14 protein-coding genes are annotated in these 14818 nt (G+C 66.1%); 9 read left to right on the top strand and 5 right to left on the bottom strand.

Annotated features, from left to right (window positions below):
* Positions 1–16 precede the first annotated feature (16 nt).
* The 3 genes from WKB88_RS10295 to WKB88_RS10285 form a co-directional block, all read right to left on the bottom strand.
* Positions 17–748, bottom strand: a complete 732-nt coding sequence (locus tag WKB88_RS10295) for a hypothetical protein (protein ID WP_341394476.1) — start codon at positions 746–748, stop codon at positions 17–19.
* A gap of 97 nt (positions 749–845) precedes the next feature.
* On the bottom strand, positions 846–3461 hold the full coding sequence (locus WKB88_RS10290; RefSeq protein ID WP_341394475.1) for an LPXTG cell wall anchor domain-containing protein: 2616 nt from the start codon (positions 3459–3461) through the stop codon (positions 846–848).
* 155 nt (positions 3462–3616) lie between these two features.
* Positions 3617–4195, bottom strand: a complete 579-nt coding sequence (locus tag WKB88_RS10285) for a CGNR zinc finger domain-containing protein (protein ID WP_341394474.1) — start codon at positions 4193–4195, stop codon at positions 3617–3619.
* A gap of 108 nt (positions 4196–4303) precedes the next feature.
* Here WKB88_RS10285 and WKB88_RS10280 point away from each other — a divergent pair, with 108 nt between their 5' ends.
* Entirely contained in the window at positions 4304–5302 is a 999-nt protein-coding gene (locus WKB88_RS10280; RefSeq protein ID WP_445818898.1) for an EamA family transporter, read from the top strand.
* A 92-nt stretch (positions 5303–5394) separates the two neighbouring features.
* Here the strand turns inward: WKB88_RS10280 and WKB88_RS10275 are convergent, their stop codons facing one another.
* The gene (locus WKB88_RS10275) at positions 5395–6963 is read right to left on the bottom strand and encodes a long-chain-fatty-acid--CoA ligase (protein WP_341394473.1); all 1569 of its coding nucleotides are present in this window, start codon (positions 6961–6963) and stop codon (positions 5395–5397) included.
* A 356-nt stretch (positions 6964–7319) separates the two neighbouring features.
* On the opposite strand from WKB88_RS10275, the gene WKB88_RS10270 reads away from it, so the two are divergent.
* From WKB88_RS10270 to WKB88_RS10245, 6 genes are all read left to right on the top strand, one after another.
* Entirely contained in the window at positions 7320–8675 is a 1356-nt protein-coding gene (locus WKB88_RS10270) for a GntP family permease (RefSeq protein WP_341394472.1), read from the top strand.
* 130 nt (positions 8676–8805) lie between these two features.
* Positions 8806–10308 carry a SulP family inorganic anion transporter gene (locus WKB88_RS10265; RefSeq protein WP_341394471.1) on the top strand — a complete coding sequence of 501 codons (1503 nt, stop codon included), beginning with the start codon at positions 8806–8808 and terminating at the stop codon, positions 10306–10308.
* A gap of 19 nt (positions 10309–10327) precedes the next feature.
* Positions 10328–10849: a methylated-DNA--[protein]-cysteine S-methyltransferase gene (locus WKB88_RS10260; RefSeq protein WP_341394470.1), complete on the top strand. Its 522-nt coding sequence runs from the start codon at positions 10328–10330 to the stop codon at positions 10847–10849.
* Between the two features lie 138 nt (positions 10850–10987).
* The gene (locus WKB88_RS10255) at positions 10988–11500 is read left to right on the top strand and encodes an RNA polymerase sigma factor (protein ID WP_341394469.1); all 513 of its coding nucleotides are present in this window, start codon (positions 10988–10990) and stop codon (positions 11498–11500) included.
* 2 nt (positions 11501–11502) lie between these two features.
* Positions 11503–12138 (top strand): methylated-DNA--[protein]-cysteine S-methyltransferase, encoded by a 636-nt coding sequence (locus WKB88_RS10250; protein ID WP_445818909.1) that lies wholly within the window; start codon positions 11503–11505, stop codon positions 12136–12138.
* A complete protein-coding gene (locus tag WKB88_RS10245) occupies positions 12135–12821 on the top strand; it encodes an alpha-ketoglutarate-dependent dioxygenase AlkB family protein (RefSeq protein WP_341394467.1) in 687 nt (228 codons plus the stop codon). The genes WKB88_RS10250 and WKB88_RS10245 overlap by 4 nt, the downstream gene beginning before the upstream one ends.
* Positions 12822–12828: 7 nt before the next feature.
* On the opposite strand, the gene WKB88_RS10240 is transcribed toward WKB88_RS10245, so the two are convergent.
* Positions 12829–13212 carry a DUF1304 domain-containing protein gene (locus WKB88_RS10240; RefSeq protein WP_341394466.1) on the bottom strand — a complete coding sequence of 128 codons (384 nt, stop codon included), beginning with the start codon at positions 13210–13212 and terminating at the stop codon, positions 12829–12831.
* A 189-nt stretch (positions 13213–13401) separates the two neighbouring features.
* Here WKB88_RS10240 and pstS point away from each other — a divergent pair, with 189 nt between their 5' ends.
* Positions 13402–14517 carry a phosphate ABC transporter substrate-binding protein PstS gene (gene pstS / locus WKB88_RS10235; protein ID WP_341394465.1) on the top strand — a complete coding sequence of 372 codons (1116 nt, stop codon included), beginning with the start codon at positions 13402–13404 and terminating at the stop codon, positions 14515–14517.
* 89 nt (positions 14518–14606) lie between these two features.
* Positions 14607–14807, top strand: a complete 201-nt coding sequence (locus WKB88_RS10230; protein WP_341394464.1) for a hypothetical protein — start codon at positions 14607–14609, stop codon at positions 14805–14807.
* The last annotated feature ends 11 nt before the right edge of the window (positions 14808–14818 follow it).

Below are 14818 nucleotides of genomic sequence, written 5' to 3'. Positions count from 1 at the left end.
GCCCGTTGCGGACCCTTTAGGGGGCGTTTGTTCCGAGGGGGGTTGCCGGACCGCTGGATTCTTCCACAATGACCAGCACATCCCCGGTGGGCCGCTGCTGCGCTACGGCATCGGTCAGCGGCTGGACCTGCTCGGGGGGTACCCGGACGGTGATGCTTCCGGTGCGCCCGCTCGTTCCGAGCCAGTGCAGCTGCACCTGCGGAGCCGCATCGGTACCGAGCCAGGCCTTAAAGGCATCGGCTGCCTCGCGGAGCTGCTGCTCGCTGAACTGGGTCTTGGCCGGAACGGCGCCCGCTCCGGAGACTACTGCTTCGGCCTCCGGCGTGGTGACGGCGACGTGGAGCTGGCCGCCCTCGATCCATGCGTCGGAGTAGGCGGCGCCGAGGTCGGCTCTCAACTGGGTGTGGAGCTGTAGGAGTTCGGTCATGCGGTCCTCCGATAGTGATGCCGGGTCCGGAGCCGACGGCGTCGCTGCTCCCTCGTTTGTCGGTGCGCTTCCGGGACCGGTTTGGGTGTCCGGCGGGCTTGTTACGGCTGCACCCGGCGTTTCGGCTGATGAAGAGGAACCGGCGTCCGGCGACTGGGCTCCCGGTGACTGGGCGTCCTGTCCGCAGCCGCTGACGGCCAGCAGGGCGGCCAGGGAAAGAGCCGTGATCGCCTCGGGGGCCGCAGCACGTCTCGCCCGGGGCAGGAACGGAAGTGACGATTTTTCGGCGGTACGGCTGTTTGGTCGGAGTAGCGGGGACATGGAGCCTCCTGAATATCGATCCAGTATGCACGTAATACCAAAGCGGGCCCCGGTACAAGACCAGGACCCGCTTCAGTGATGTTCAGCTAGCTGCAGATTACGCGTCCTGCAGCTGGCGGCGGCGGTTGATCAGCAGGGCGCTGATTCCGCCGGCGGTGAGCAGGGCACCTGCTCCGGCGAACAGACCCATGCCGGCAGCACCGGTGTCGGGCAGGCCGTCACCGTTGTTGTCCGGGGCCGGGGCCGGGGGCACTACGGGAGGAGCCGCCTCTTCAACGACTACCGCGGTAACCGTGAAGTTCATAACGGTTGCCTCAGAGGTTGCACCGTCGAGGGTCTGCACGGCCGAGACAGTGAAGGCTCCGGGTGCCAGGACCGGGACGCCAGTGACCTTCCAGTCGCCGTTGTCACCAACGGTTGCGGAAAGGGTGTTCTCACCGATGGTGACAGCAACCTTGGCGCCGGCGGTGCCGGTACCGGAGATGTCGCGCGGGTTCTCGCCCTCAGCGAAGTCCTGTCCCTCGGTGATCGAGGTGATGACGGCCTTCTCGAGGATGACGGAGAACGTGGAAACCGCCTCGGGGGAGGCCTCCTTGCCGGCAATGCCGTCCTGCACAGCGGTTACGGTGTAGGTGCCGTAGGTGAGGGCGTCGTTGAGCTTGAGTTCCCAGGTTCCGTCGGCGTTGACCGTGACGGTCTCATTGATCGCTACTTCGTCAACGGCAGAGCCCGAGGCCGTTCCCGTGACGCTCAGCTTGACGTCTGCATCCACGGCGCCGGTGCCCGTGATGGCTGCAACTGAATCAGCAATGGCTGCACCGTTGGCAGGAGTTGTGATGACCGGAGCGGCCAGCGGAGCATTCTTGACGGTCAGCTCGTAGGAAGCAGCCGTGGACTTGTTGTAGCCGTTGACAGCCTGAACCGTGAACGCAAGCTTTCCGTCTTCAGGAACAGTGGAAGGAGCGGGGAAGCTCCAGGCACCGTCGACAACGTCCAGGTCAATGGTGTCATCGCCGCGGGTGAGCTTGACGATGCTGCCGGCGGGGGCCGTTCCGGTGATGGCTGCGTCCGTCAGGACGGTGCCCTTGTCCTCGTGCGAGGTCAGCTGCGGAGCATCAACGAAGACCGCAACGGAGTAACCGCCCAAGTAGCCCAGGCCGTCAGACAGAGAGGTGGAGAACATACGGGCAACGCCCTCGCGGTCGCCAACGGCGCTGTTGATGCCCATGGCGCTGCTTCCGGAGATCGTGGGTCCGCCGGAGTCACCCGATGCAGCGTTTACGGTCAGAGTGGACTCGAAGCCCTTCACACCGCGGACATCGTCGGGATTAGTTGCCATGTTGTGGCCGCCGACGGGGAATTCGCCGATTCCGGTGACCTCGCCGCAGCTCCAGCCGGTGGTGCGGCCGGACTTGCAGACCGGGGCACCGACGACTGCGTCGACGGTTCCGGTGATCTTGGTGGTGGTTGCGGTGAGGTCCGTGGCGTCAGCCCACTGCGTAACCTCGGGCAGCAGGTCCAGCTCAGAGTTGATTCCGTCGATGGCAGCGATATCGGTGCCGACGTTTTCACCTGTCTCGAGATTGACCGGGGTGTTGTTCGGTCCGCCAAACTGCGAGAAGCCCCATGTTCCCAGGTCATTTCCCAGGTCGAAGTTGTCGCTGCCGCTGGCTTCGTCGCCCGAGGGGTCCGTCAGCACGGCCTCCTTGACGGCGCCGTCCTGCGCGCAGTGGCCCGCGGTGATGACAGCGGGATCTCCCGCTGCGTTGAAGCCGTTGAAACCGATGGAGCAAAGGGCGTAGGAACCGCCGCCCATCGGGCTGGCATAACCCTGGCCACTGACAACGTCCTCGACGGACGTGGGCGTGCCCGAGGAGTTCGCAATCCGAACGCCCTGGTACTTGTCCGCGATGGCTTGGGCCGGAGTTCCGGTCACGTCGGCCAGGCTCTTGGCCAGTACCGAATCACCGATGGTTGCAGTCTGGTCCACGCTGATGACGTAGCTGTTGCCGTCCCAGAGAATGGACTGCAGACCCTGTACACCCACGTTCGCGATGTAGTCGGCGCGGATGGCGGCAATTGCGTCGCCGTGGTTGGAGGGGAGTGCCATCGGAGCGGCAGTTTCTTCCTCTGCTGCCGGCTTCTCGGCGGCTTCGGTTGCCTCGGCGCTCGGAGCGTCGGTGGCTTCGTCGGCGGGAGCCTCCGTGACCTCGGCCTCTTCGGCGGGAGCCACCAGAGTGGCGTCCAGCTTCAGGGCCAGGGCCTCGAGGGCCTCACCGGAACCGGTGATGACAATCTGTGCGTCTTCAATGGCGATGCCAACGAAGCCTTCGGTGGCCTGGAGCTCGGGAAGGGCATCCGCTGCCTTCTTGCCAAGTTCTCCGGCTGCCTCAAACTCTTCGACCGTCATGCCCAGGTCGCGGAGGAGTGCTTCAGCCAGGCCGGGAGGAAGCGTGCCGGCTTCTTCGGTGGCTTCAGCTTCGTCGGAGACGGCTTCTTCGGTGGCTTCCCCGGTGACAGTTTCGTCAACGGCGGGTTCGCTGGCCGGGGCCTCAGTGGCTGTGGTGACGGGAGCATCTGCGGACGTGGCGTCCGGCTCTCCTGTTGGTGAAGCGATGGCCGGGGAAGCAATGAATGCTCCGCTCACCGCCAGTGCTGTTGCGGCGCCTAGCGCGCCAACGCGTTTGTAAAACGCGCTTGTGTTGTCCTGCATTGAAACCCCCATTTATGTACTGGCACAGACCCCATCCCCGCAGAGGGCACAGGTGTAGACCTGGGCCGGAACATGCAGAGTCGAGACTGAGTGGAATGGCCGTCCGCCGAGAAGGCAGACGAAACTCTCCCAGAGCATAACGGCAGGTGAGGTAACTAACAAGAGGGCTTAGGAGTTTTGCCGTCCGGATGCCGCAACTCCGCCTGCCTGCTGCGGTAGGAGCGGACATGTTCCCGATTGGCGCAGTTGCCCGTGTCGCAGTAGCGCTTGGACCGGTTTCTCGTCAGGTCCAGGAGGACGGCGTCGCAATCCGGCGCGGCACAGGTCCCCAGCCGGTCAAGCTCGCCGCCGCGGAGGGCATCGGCAAAGGCCATGGCTGCTTCGGTGGCCATCCGGTCTTCAAGCGGCGCCGCCGGCGAGGTGCAGTGCAGATGCCAGTCCCATCCGTCATGACGGACCACCTGCGGGAAGGCGCGTGCGTTGCGCAGGAGCTGGTTTGCTCCGGCCGCAAGCCCTTCCTCGTCTGCCGTCCAGAGCTGGTGCAGGCGGGAGCGCAGGTGGCGCACTGCCCGGAGTTCACCCGTGGTGTGGGTGCGCGAGCCGCTGAAGCCCTGCTCCGTCAGGAAGTCATCGAGATCCGCGACAGTGAGCAGCCGATCCACGTGGTCCACTCCGGTGTTGATTAAGCTGGCAACTGCCTGCAGGGCAATCTCCGTGTCATGTGTAAAAGCCATGGTGACCCCTGACATCTTTTCCTTCGGTCTTCCCAGTGTAAGGTCCGTTGGCGCAGAATGAACCTGACAGGTCCTGCGGGACAGGCAATGACGGTCCTTGGAGGTGCCATGAGTCGCTCCGTACCCAGGCAGGTTCGCCCGGTCGGGAGATCCAGCGGTCATGCCGGACGGGGAACGTCCGCACTGGCCGTGGCACTTTTCTCGTCGGCGGTTTTTGGACTCTCCGGCTCCTTCGCCAAGTCCCTGCTGGAAACCGGCTGGACCTCCACCACTGCCGTTGCAGTGCGTATGGGAGGCGCCGCCCTGGTGCTGCTGGTTCCCGCCGTGGTGGCGCTGCACGGGCGCTGGCACCAGGTGAGGGACAACTGGAAAACCCTGCTGGCGTTCGGCTTTATTGGAGTGGCCGGCTGTCAGTTCTTCTACTTCAATGCAGTGGAGCGCCTGTCCGTTGGAGTCGCCCTGCTGCTGGAATTCCTGGCGCCGGTGCTGATGGTGCTGTGGATCTGGGTGTCCACAAGGCGCCGGCCCGGAGGGAAGACGGTCGGGGGTGCGGTTGCCGCCATCGCCGGCCTGGTGCTCGTGCTCGACGTGACCGGGGACGTGCGGGTGGATCCGATCGGCGTGATGTGGGGCTTGGCGGCCGCGGTCTGCCTGGCCATCTACTTCTTTATTACTGCCCGTCAGAACGATTCCCTGCCCCCGCTGGTACTGGCCACCGGCGGGATGCTGGTGGGGGCAGTGACCATGCTGGTGCTCGGTGTCGCCGGGGTGCTGCCCACCGGTTTCAGCACCGACGACGTTGTGCTGGCCGGCAGGGTCACCTCCTGGTGGGTGCCGCTGGCCGGACTCGTGCTGTTTTCCACGGTTCTCGCCTACGTCACCGGAATCGTGGCGGCCCGCAGGCTCGGATCAAGGGTGGCGTCCTTTGTGTCCCTGACCGAGGTGCTCTTCGCCGTCCTCTGGGCCTGGCTGCTGCTGGCGGAACTGCCGCGCCCGATCCAGCTGGTCGGAGGCGCACTGATTGTTCTGGGCGTGGTCCTGGTGCGCGCCGACAAACGGGCCGGGCTGCCGGGCGAAGTCCCCGGCGAGCCCGGCCCCGCCGCCTAAGCGACGCCGCCTAAGCGACGCCGCCTAAGCGACGCCGGCTGCGGCCTTACCCGCCTGAGCGGTCCGGGACCCTGCCGGCCCGGACCGCGGTCCTAGCCCTGCGGCTCGGTCTGTTCCACCCGGTCCGCAGGTGCCTCCTCGCTCGGTGAGGCATCCACGCGGATTTCGCGCTTGAGGATTTTTCCGGTCGGGCCCTTGGGGAGGGCGTCGGTGAGGACGACGCGGCGCGGATACTTGTAGGCCGCCAGCCGCTCCTTGGCGAAGTCGCGGATTTCCTGCAGCAGCGACTCGCGGCCGGCGCCGTCACCCGGCAGGATGTCCTCCTTCAGGCCCACCACTGCAACGATTTCCTCGCCGTGGAGTTCATCAGGCACCCCGATCACCGCTGCCTCGGCAACGGCCGGATGCTCGTACAGGACTTCCTCGACCTCCCGCGGATACACGTTGTAGCCGCCGCGCAGAATGACGTCCTTCTTGCGGTCCACGATGTACAGGTTGCCCGCCTCGTCGGCGCGGGCCAGATCCCCGCTGCGGAACCAGCCGTCCGGAATGGCGGCCTGCGTCGCTTCCGGGTTGTTCCAGTACCCCTTCATGACGCCCGTGCCGCGCACGGCCAGCTCGCCGACGTCGCCCGTCGGAACCTCCGCGCCCTCCGGATCCACGATCCGCACTTCCATGCCCTCCACCGGCTTGCCGATGGAACCGGCCATGCGGCCCGGCCCCGGAAGGTTGAAGGAGACCACCGGTGATGTTTCGGACAAGCCGTAGCCTTCCAGCAGCTGGGTCTTGAAAACCCGCTCAAACTCGTGCAGCACTTCCAGCGGCATGGCTGAGCCGCCCGTAATGGCGCCGCGGAGCGTGGACACGTCGGTGGCGGCCAGGTCCGGATGGCGCAGCATGCCCACGTACATCGTCGGCACGCCCTCGAAGATGGTCACGCCGTCGCGTTGGATGATTTCCAGGGCCTTGCCCGCGTCGAACCGCGGCAGCAGGCTGATCGAGGCTCCGACCATCACCGCGGAGTTCAGAGCCGACGTCTGGCCGAACACGTGGAAGAACGGCAGGCCGCCGAAGATCACGTCGGATTCCAGGGTGTGCAGCAGCTTCCGCGAGATATCTGCGTTGCTGCGCAGATTGTTGTGGGTCAGCGCTGCGCCCTTTGGGCGCCCGGTAGTGCCCGAGGTGTAGAGAATGACGGCGACATCCTCGCCGTCCACCTCCTCCACCCCGGGCTCCGGGTCCGTTTCGGCAAGCAGTTGCATGAATGCTCCGCCGTCCACGGGAATGACGGGAACACCGCCGGCTTCTTCGGCGCCGCCCAGTGCTTCGGACAGGATGCCCTCCCACGCGAAAACCAGCCGCGCGCCGGAATCGGAGAGGTGGTAGGCGACTTCGCGGGCCTTCAGCAGCGGGTTCATCGGCACCACCACGGCGCCGTAGCGGAGCACTCCGTAATAGACGAACGCCATCTGCGGGATGTTGGGCATGATCAGCGCCACCCGCTCTCCCCGTGCAATGCCGTGGTCGCGGAGCACCCCCGCCACCCGGGCGCTCATGGCGTCCAGGGCCCCGTAGGTAATTTTTGTGTCGTCCAGTTTCAGGACCGTGCTGTCCGGAAGCCGGGCGGCCGTCTCGGTCAGAATGCCGGCGAGGTTTTGCATGAAGATCTCCTTTGATCAGACCTGGAACGAGCGGGCAGCAGTGCGCACCGGCAGCGGCCGGAGAGTGAGCAGCATCACATACTGAGCGGTATGTGAGCAGTGTAGCCCGGCGGAAGGCGCAGCGGGCACCGTGGACGCTCGCTTTTTTCTTCGCCCTCCGGCTCCGGAAACGGCGAGCCGGGAGCAGGCCTGCGATCGGGCGCCGGAAATGTGCCGGGCAGTTTCACCCGGAACCGCGGTCGACGGCGCCTTATTGGTCAATGAACCGGTGCGGGTTTTTCGCGATAAAGGGAATCCGTGATTCTCTATGATTTGCCCGGCCGGAAACAGCGGAATTTCTCCCTTAAAGGAAAACCATGATCGACCTGCTCATATTGCTGCTGCTTGTGGCCGGCATCGTTGCCGTCACTGCCAAGTTCAAGATTTCCCCGTTCCTCGCTCTTCTGGGGGCCGCCTTTATCGGCGCCTTCGCTTTCCGCCTGCCGGTCGGGGAGATTATCCCGACAATCACGACGGCGTTTGGCAACACCATGGGCAACATTGGCCTGGTGATTCTCTTCGGCACAATGATCGGCGTGATCCTGGAGCGGTCCGGCGGGGCAATCTCCATGGCAGACGCCCTGATCAAAATACTGGGAACTCGGTTCCCGACGCTGACCATGAGCATTATTGGCTACATTGTCTCCATTCCCGTATTCTGCGATTCCGGGTACATCATTCTGAACTCGCTCAAAAAGGCCATGGCAGAACGCGCCAAGGTATCGCTGGTCGCCATGTCCATAGCGCTGATGACCGGCCTGTACGCCACGCACACCATGGTCCCGCCTACGCCCGGACCGCTGGCTGCGGCGTCAAACCTGAACGTCGTCAATGATCTGGGGCTGTTGATCGGCCTGGGCCTTGTGGTGGCGGCAGTTTCAGCCGGCGCCGCCCTGCTTTATGCGAACCGGTTCCTGAAGAAGGACGTCGAGCTGCTTCCGGTTCCAGCGGAGGAAGCGGAAGTCAGCTACGAGGAATTGCGGGCTGCGTACGGAAAGCTGCCGAGCGGCTTCATGGCCTTCCTGCCGATCCTGCTGCCGATTCTGCTCATCTGCCTGTCATCGATCGCCAAGCTTCCCGGCGAGCCTTTCGGGGAAGGCGGCTTCGCGGAGACAGTGGTCTTCATTGGTACTCCCGTCGTGGCACTGGCACTGGGCCTCGTGGCGGCAGTGTTCCTGCTGCGCGGCAAGGGCAAGCTCGCCTCTTTCAACACCCAGATTTCCGACTCGATCCTGCTGGCGGCACCGATCCTCCTCATCACCAGCGCCGGTGCGGCCTTCGGCGGCGTCCTGGGCAAGAGTGCCATCACCGGCTTCCTCTCCGACAACCTGGCCACCCTGGGGCTGGGCATCGCGGTGCCGTTCCTGATTTCGGCGGCCCTGAAAACGGCGCAGGGATCCTCCACCGTGGCGATGGTCACGACGTCGGCCATGCTGCTGCCGCTGCTGGAGCCGCTCGGCCTGGCATCGGGCGCCGGCCCTGTGCTGGCGGTGCTGGCGATCGGCGCCGGCGCCATGGTCGTCTCGCACGCCAATGATTCGTATTTCTGGGTGGTGTCCCAGTTCAGCCGGATCCCGACGGCGACGGCCTACCGGACGCTTACCCCGGCCACGGCCGTCCAGGGTGTTGCCGGATTTGCCGCGGTGTGGGTCCTGAGCCTGTTTATGGTCTAGGGGCTAAAGGAGGAGACCGCGTGGGCAGCCGCGCCGAATTGCCGGGAGTAATCTGGAACCGGAGCCGTATGACGCCCCGGTGTTGCACCCGGCGGTACGGACCCACCATCGAAATCTTAAGGAAACCTCCATGCCTTCTTCCCCGGCACCTGTCCTGACCCCTGCCGCCCGGCAGTCAGTGCTGGGCACCCTGAAGTCTCCGCGCCGCCTCAAAACGGAGGCGCTGGCCGGTCTGGTTGTAGCCCTTGCCCTGATTCCGGAAGCCATCGCGTTTTCCGTCATCGCCGGCGTGGACCCGCGGGTGGGGCTGTTCGCCTCCTTCACGATGGCCGTCACCATTGCGTTCGTGGGCGGACGCCCCGCCATGATCTCCGCGGCTACGGGCGCCGTCGCGCTCGTCATCGCCCCGGTGGTGGCCGAACACGGCGCGCAGTACCTGGTCCCCACCGTGATCCTTGCAGGCATCTTCCAGATCCTGCTGGCCGTGGCCGGGGTGGCAAAGCTGATGCGCTTCATCCCCCGCTCGGTCATGGTCGGCTTCGTCAATGCGCTGGCCATCCTGGTGTTCTCCTCCCAGGTTCCCGAACTGCTGGGCGTGCCCTGGCTGGTGTACCCGATCACCGCCGTCGGGCTGTTCATTGTCTTCGGCCTGCCCAGGCTGACGACGGCGGTGCCCGCCCCGCTGGTGGCGATCGTCGTCCTGACCGCCGCGGCAGTCCTCATGGGCTGGAAAGTGCCGACGGTGGGGGACAAGGGCGAGCTGCCCCAGTCCCTGCCGTCCCTGCTGTTTCCGGACATTCCGCTGACGCTGGAGACCCTTCGGATTATCGCGCCGTATGCGGTGGCCATGGCCTTTGTGGGCCTGCTGGAATCACTGCTGACCGCCAAGCTCGTGGATGACATCACGGACACCCGGTCCTCCAAGGTGCGCGAGTCCTGGGGCCAGGGCGTGGCGAACATCGTCACCGGTTTCTTCGGCGGCATGGGCGGCTGCGCCGTCGTCGGGCAGACCATGATGAATGTGAAGGCCTCCGGTGCCCGGACCCGGATCTCCACCTTCCTGGCCGGCGTTTTCCTGCTGCTGCTCGTGGTCGTCCTCGGGGATGTGGTGGCGCTGATTCCGATGGCGGCGCTGGTCGCCGTGATGATCTACGTTTCCATCGCGACGTTCGACTGGCACAGCATCCGCCCGTCCACGCTGAAGCGCATGCCCAAGTCCGAAACCTCGGTCATGGTGATCACCGTGGCCGTGGTGGTGATGACGCACAACCTGGCAATCGGCGTCGCAGTGGGCGTGCTGGCGGCGATGGTGCTCTTCGCCCGCCGGGTGGCGCACTTTGTCACCGTCCGGCGCACAGTGGACGACGACGGCGCCGCGGTCACCTACGCGGTGGAGGGCGAGCTGTTTTTTGCCTCCTCCAATGACCTGTACACGCAGTTCGACTACGCGCTGGATCCGGAGCAGGTACTGATCGACATGAGCGGATCCCATGTCTGGGATGCCTCCACGGTGGCGGCCCTGGATTCCATTACCGAGAAATACCGGACCCACGGCAAGACGGTTCGGATCACCGGACTGAACGACTCCTCCGACGCGATCCGCTCCCGCCTCAGCGGACAGCTCGGGGGCTGAACGGGTTACGCTCGGGACCATGACCGCAGCGCACACCGTAATTGCCTCGCCGATAGGCCTCCTGACACTGGTGGCCGACGGCGGGGAGCTCACCGCGGTCTACATGGAAAAGCACAAACGCGCTCCGGCGGTGGAGCTGCTCGGCGCCCGGGTGGAGCCCGGCGGCGGCAGCGTCACCGCCGCCGTCCTTGCCCGGGCCCAGGTCCAGCTGGGCGAGTACTTTGCCGGGGAGCGCCGGGAGTTCGATGTGCCCCTCGCGCCGGCGGGCAATCCCTTCCGGCAGCGGGTCTGGGCGCTCCTGCAGGAGATCCCATACGGACAAACGCGTTCCTACGGCGACCTGGCGCGGCAGCTGGGGGACCGGAACCTCGCGCAGGCGGTGGGGGCGGCCAATGCCAGGAACCCGGTCTCGATTATCATTCCCTGCCACCGGGTGGTGGGAGCGGCGGGCGCGCTCACCGGATACGCCGGCGGACTGGACCGCAAGCACTTCCTGCTGGGGCTGGAGGATCCGCGCCGGGCCCAGGCCGCCCTGTTCTGAGGGCAGACTGCCCGGGGCATCCGCCGGCGGGGAAGACTCCGGCCCGGGGCCGGGCAGCCGGCCCCTTCGGGTGAGAGCATGGGAGCGAAAGCCGGGAGCTCACAAAACCGCTCCCGGAAACGTCTACCGGGTGTGGAAGTGAAACCGTTCGAAGCCATTGTCAGGGAACACGGGCCGGCCGTGCTGCGGGTGTGCCGCGCCGTGCTGGGACCGCAGGACGCTGAAGACGCCTGGTCCGAGACTTTCCTGGCGGCCCTGCGCGCCTACCCCGGCCTGGCCCCGGATGCCAACGTCCAGGCCTGGCTGGTCACCATCGCCAAGCGCAAGGCGATCGACCTGCACCGTGCGGCCGCGCGCCGGCCGGTTCCGGTCGCAGAGCTGCCGGCACGGGGGGAGAGGGGCGGACCGGACCGCGCGGCGCACCGTGACGGCCGGGAAGCCAGCGGCAGCATCGATGAGAACGACCCGCTCTGGGCGGCGCTGAAAACGCTGCCGCAGCGCCAGCGCGAAGCCTTGGCGTACCACCATCTGGGCGGACTGCCCTATGCACAGGTGGCTGTGCTCCTCGGCGGCACCGAGGCAGCCTGCCGCCGGTCGGCGGCGGACGGCATGAAAAAACTGCGAGCCCTGAACCTGGAGGATTCCCGATGACCATGCCTCTGGAACGAACCCTGCCGCCGGAACGAACCCTTCCGCCGGACCTGCTGCTGCCGCCCGCGCCGGCCGACGGCGAAACGCTGCTGCGGCTGCAGGCCCGGCTGGCCGCTGCTGCGGCCGGGGCCGGAATCCTGGACGTGGCCTACACCGTGATCGGCACGCCGGTGGGCGAGCTGCTCCTGGCCGCCACCCCGGCCGGCTTGGTCCGGGTGGCCTTTGCCTGCGAGGACCACAGTGCGGTGCTCGCTACGCTTGCCGCGCGTATCAGCCCGCGGATCCTGAACGCCCCCGGGCGGCTGCAGGACGCCGCCGCCCAGATCGGGGAATACTTTTCCGGCACCCGCCGCTCCTTCGACCTTCCGCTGGACCTGCAGCTGACCGCCGGCTTCCGCCGGTCCGTCGTCGAGCATCTGCCGGATATCGGGTACGGCTCCACCGCCACCTACTCCGCGCTCGCCTCCCTGGCGGGGAGCCCGGGCGCGGTCCGGGCAGTGGGGACGGCCTGTGCGCTGAACCCGCTGCCCGTCGTCGTGCCCTGCCACCGAGTAGTGCGTTCGGATGGAACCACGGGGAACTACCGCGGGGGATCCGACGCCAAACGCCTGCTCCTGGATCTGGAGGCCGCCGCATGACCGGGACGCTTTTTCCGCCGAACCGGACGGAGCCCGGACCTGGGGCAGTGCACGTTCCCGGGTGGCTTGACCCGGCGGCGCAGCGCGAAATCGTGGCCGCCTGCCGGCAGTGGGCCGTCGGTCCGGTCCCGATGCGGGCGGCGGTTCTGCCGGGCGGACATCCAATGTCCGTGCAGACAGTGTGCCTGGGCTGGCACTGGCAGCCCTACAAATACACGCGCACCGCGGACGACGCCGGTGGCGGGAGGGTTGCCGACGTCCCGGACTGGCTGATCCGGCTGGGCCGGCGCGCCGTGGCCGAGGCGTACGCCAAGGAGGGCGAGCCGGGCTATGCGCCGGACCTTTGGCAACCCGAGGACTACACCCCCGACACCGCGCTGATCAACTACTACGCGCACGGTGCCCGCATGGGAATGCATCAGGACAAGGATGAGAAGTCCAGCGCCCCCGTAGTGTCGCTGAGTATTGGCGACAGCTGCATATTCCGTTTTGGGAATACTTCAACCCGGACCCGTCCCTACACCGATATTGAGCTCAATTCCGGTGATCTGTTCGTTTTCGGCGGCCCGTCCCGGTTCGCTTACCACGGCGTGCCCAAGACCTTGCCCGGCACCGCCGATCCGGAGTGCGGACTGGCCGGCGGCAGGATCAACATCACGCTGCGGATGACCGGAATGGCCTAGCAATGCGTTAAGCGCCGAGCAGGGTAAACGCGAGGCAGACTGCGGGCGCAACGCCCTGGATCAGCGCCGGACGGATCATGCTGCGGTTGCTGGCAACCAGGACCAGTGCCGCCAGCACCATTGAGGCTGACGCGAAACTCATCAGGGTAAGCCCCGCCACTCTGCTGCCGGCACCGAGCAGGACAACTCCCAGCAGAATGCCGACAGCCAGGAACAGGTTGTAGAACCCCTGGTTGTAGGCCAGTGCCTGCGTAGCCGCAGCATCCTGCGGGGAGGCAACCCGGAACACGGCCATGGTGGACGGAGCGGTCCACCGCAGGGACTCCAAGACGAAGATATACAGGTGGATGCCCGCAGCAACGACGGCGAAAACGGCGGCAGTGATGAGCACAATTACTCCTTATGCACCGGGTGGGGCCCATCCTTTCACCTCGGGTGCACCCGGCCAAGGCCGGGCGGAGCTTTGAGTTGGCGGAGGACCGGGAACGGCGGCTAGCCTTGAAGGGGCAACCGGTGTTCTCCGGAGCCCGCGGGCAGCCCGAAGTGCCCACCAGCCACAGTCCCCGGAAGGACCGCCTCCGTGCCCAAACCCCGTCCCGTCCGTGCCCTTGCACTGGTTGCCGCCGCCGCCCTGGCATTGTCTGCCTGCGGCTCCGATTATCCGCTGGGGGCTGAGCAGCGCGAGGCTGCGGAGAACAGCACCTCCACCCTGTCCGGCATTCTCTCCGGTTCCGGTTCCAGCGCCCAGGGTCCGGCGATGGACGCCTGGATTGCGGGATTCGGGATTCTGCATCCGAACGTCCAGCTGCAGTACTCGCCGGACGGTTCCGGTGCCGGGCGCAGCGCCCTGCTGGCCGGGGCGGTCAACTTCGCCGGCTCTGACGCCTATCTCCAGGACGAAGAAATCGCGGAAGCCAAGGAAGTGTGCGGTCCGGGCGGGGCCCTGGATATACCTGCCTACATCTCGCCCATCGCCGTCGCCTTCAATCTGCCGGGCATCGATTCCCTGAACCTGGACGCAGCAACCATTGCCGCGATTTTCCGCGGCGAGGTCAAGACCTGGAATGATCCGGCCATCGCCAACCAGAATCCCGGAATCGAGCTCCCGGACACGCCGGTCACGCCGGTGAGCCGCGCCGATGATTCCGGCACCACCGAGAATTTCACGGAGTACCTGCATGAAGCGGCTCCGGAGGCTTGGCCGGACGGTCCGTCGGGAACCTGGCCCGGCGGCCTGGCGGGTGAAAATGCGCAGGGCAACTCCGGCGTTGTCAGCACCGTGACCCGCACCGAAGGCGCCGTGACCTATGCCGACGATTCGGTCATCGATGACTCCATGGGTACCGTCAACCTCCTGGTGGGCGAGGACTACGTTCCCATTAGTGCGGACGGGGCCTCGATCGCCGTCGAGCAGGCCAAACGTGTCCCGGACCGCGCGCCCAATGACATTGCCCTCCATCTGGACCGCACCACCACGGCCCCCGGAGCCTACCCGCTGGTCCTCGTTTCCTACCAGATTTTCTGCAGCGCCTACGAGGATCCGAACACCGTTGAACTGGTAAAGACCTTCGGCAACTATGTGGTCAGCGACGAGGGCCAGGCCGCCTCGGAGGACGCCGCCAAGAGCGCCCCGATCCCGGCAACCCTGGCGGAGCAGGCCCGCACGGCGATCGACAGCATCACCACCATGCCCTAGGGGTCTGCTGCCGCCGGTACTCCGTAGCCCCCTTGCGCCGTCCGGACAGCGGTGGCACCGTGGATCTACCGCAGATTAAAGGGGGCGTTATGCAACCCATCCAGATTGAGCGCTGGTGGCCGTATCTCGACGGATCGGCCAAGACGTGGCTACGGGAGAATCTCCGGGACGAAGGGATTCCGGGGAAAATACAGGACCGGATAGCCGAGGCCGGCGGGCCTGTGATGGAACCCATCCTCGAGGAGCGGGACTGGGTGTTCATCGAAGGGCAGCCGCAGTTCGCTGAATAGTTACCTGCCCC

Origin of the sequence: Arthrobacter sp. G119Y2 (assembly GCF_038069765.1) — a bacterium.
Taxonomy (GTDB): Bacteria; Actinomycetota; Actinomycetes; order Actinomycetales; family Micrococcaceae; genus Arthrobacter_B.
This window is presented reverse-complemented; position numbering and strand designations above follow the sequence as displayed.

What these genes read in the sequence shown, in the direction of transcription:
- WKB88_RS10260 (WP_341394470.1), top strand. Translation starts at nt 10,328, where the DNA reads ATGACCGCAGCGCACACCGTAATTGCCTCGCCGATAGGCCTCCTGACA.
- WKB88_RS10285 (WP_341394474.1), bottom strand. Translation starts at nt 4,195, where the DNA reads ATGGCTTTTACACATGACACGGAGATTGCCCTGCAGGCAGTTGCCAGC.
- WKB88_RS10275 (WP_341394473.1), bottom strand. Translation starts at nt 6,963, where the DNA reads ATGCAAAACCTCGCCGGCATTCTGACCGAGACGGCCGCCCGGCTTCCG.
- WKB88_RS10230 (WP_341394464.1), top strand. Translation starts at nt 14,607, where the DNA reads ATGCAACCCATCCAGATTGAGCGCTGGTGGCCGTATCTCGACGGATCG.
- WKB88_RS10290 (WP_341394475.1), bottom strand. Translation starts at nt 3,461, where the DNA reads ATGCAGGACAACACAAGCGCGTTTTACAAACGCGTTGGCGCGCTAGGC.
- WKB88_RS10245 (WP_341394467.1), top strand. Translation starts at nt 12,135, where the DNA reads ATGACCGGGACGCTTTTTCCGCCGAACCGGACGGAGCCCGGACCTGGG.
- WKB88_RS10295 (WP_341394476.1), bottom strand. Translation starts at nt 748, where the DNA reads ATGTCCCCGCTACTCCGACCAAACAGCCGTACCGCCGAAAAATCGTCA.
- WKB88_RS10265 (WP_341394471.1), top strand. Translation starts at nt 8,806, where the DNA reads ATGCCTTCTTCCCCGGCACCTGTCCTGACCCCTGCCGCCCGGCAGTCA.
- WKB88_RS10250 (WP_445818909.1), top strand. Translation starts at nt 11,503, where the DNA reads ATGCCTCTGGAACGAACCCTGCCGCCGGAACGAACCCTTCCGCCGGAC.
- WKB88_RS10270 (WP_341394472.1), top strand. Translation starts at nt 7,320, where the DNA reads ATGATCGACCTGCTCATATTGCTGCTGCTTGTGGCCGGCATCGTTGCC.
- WKB88_RS10280 (WP_445818898.1), top strand. Translation starts at nt 4,304, where the DNA reads ATGAGTCGCTCCGTACCCAGGCAGGTTCGCCCGGTCGGGAGATCCAGC.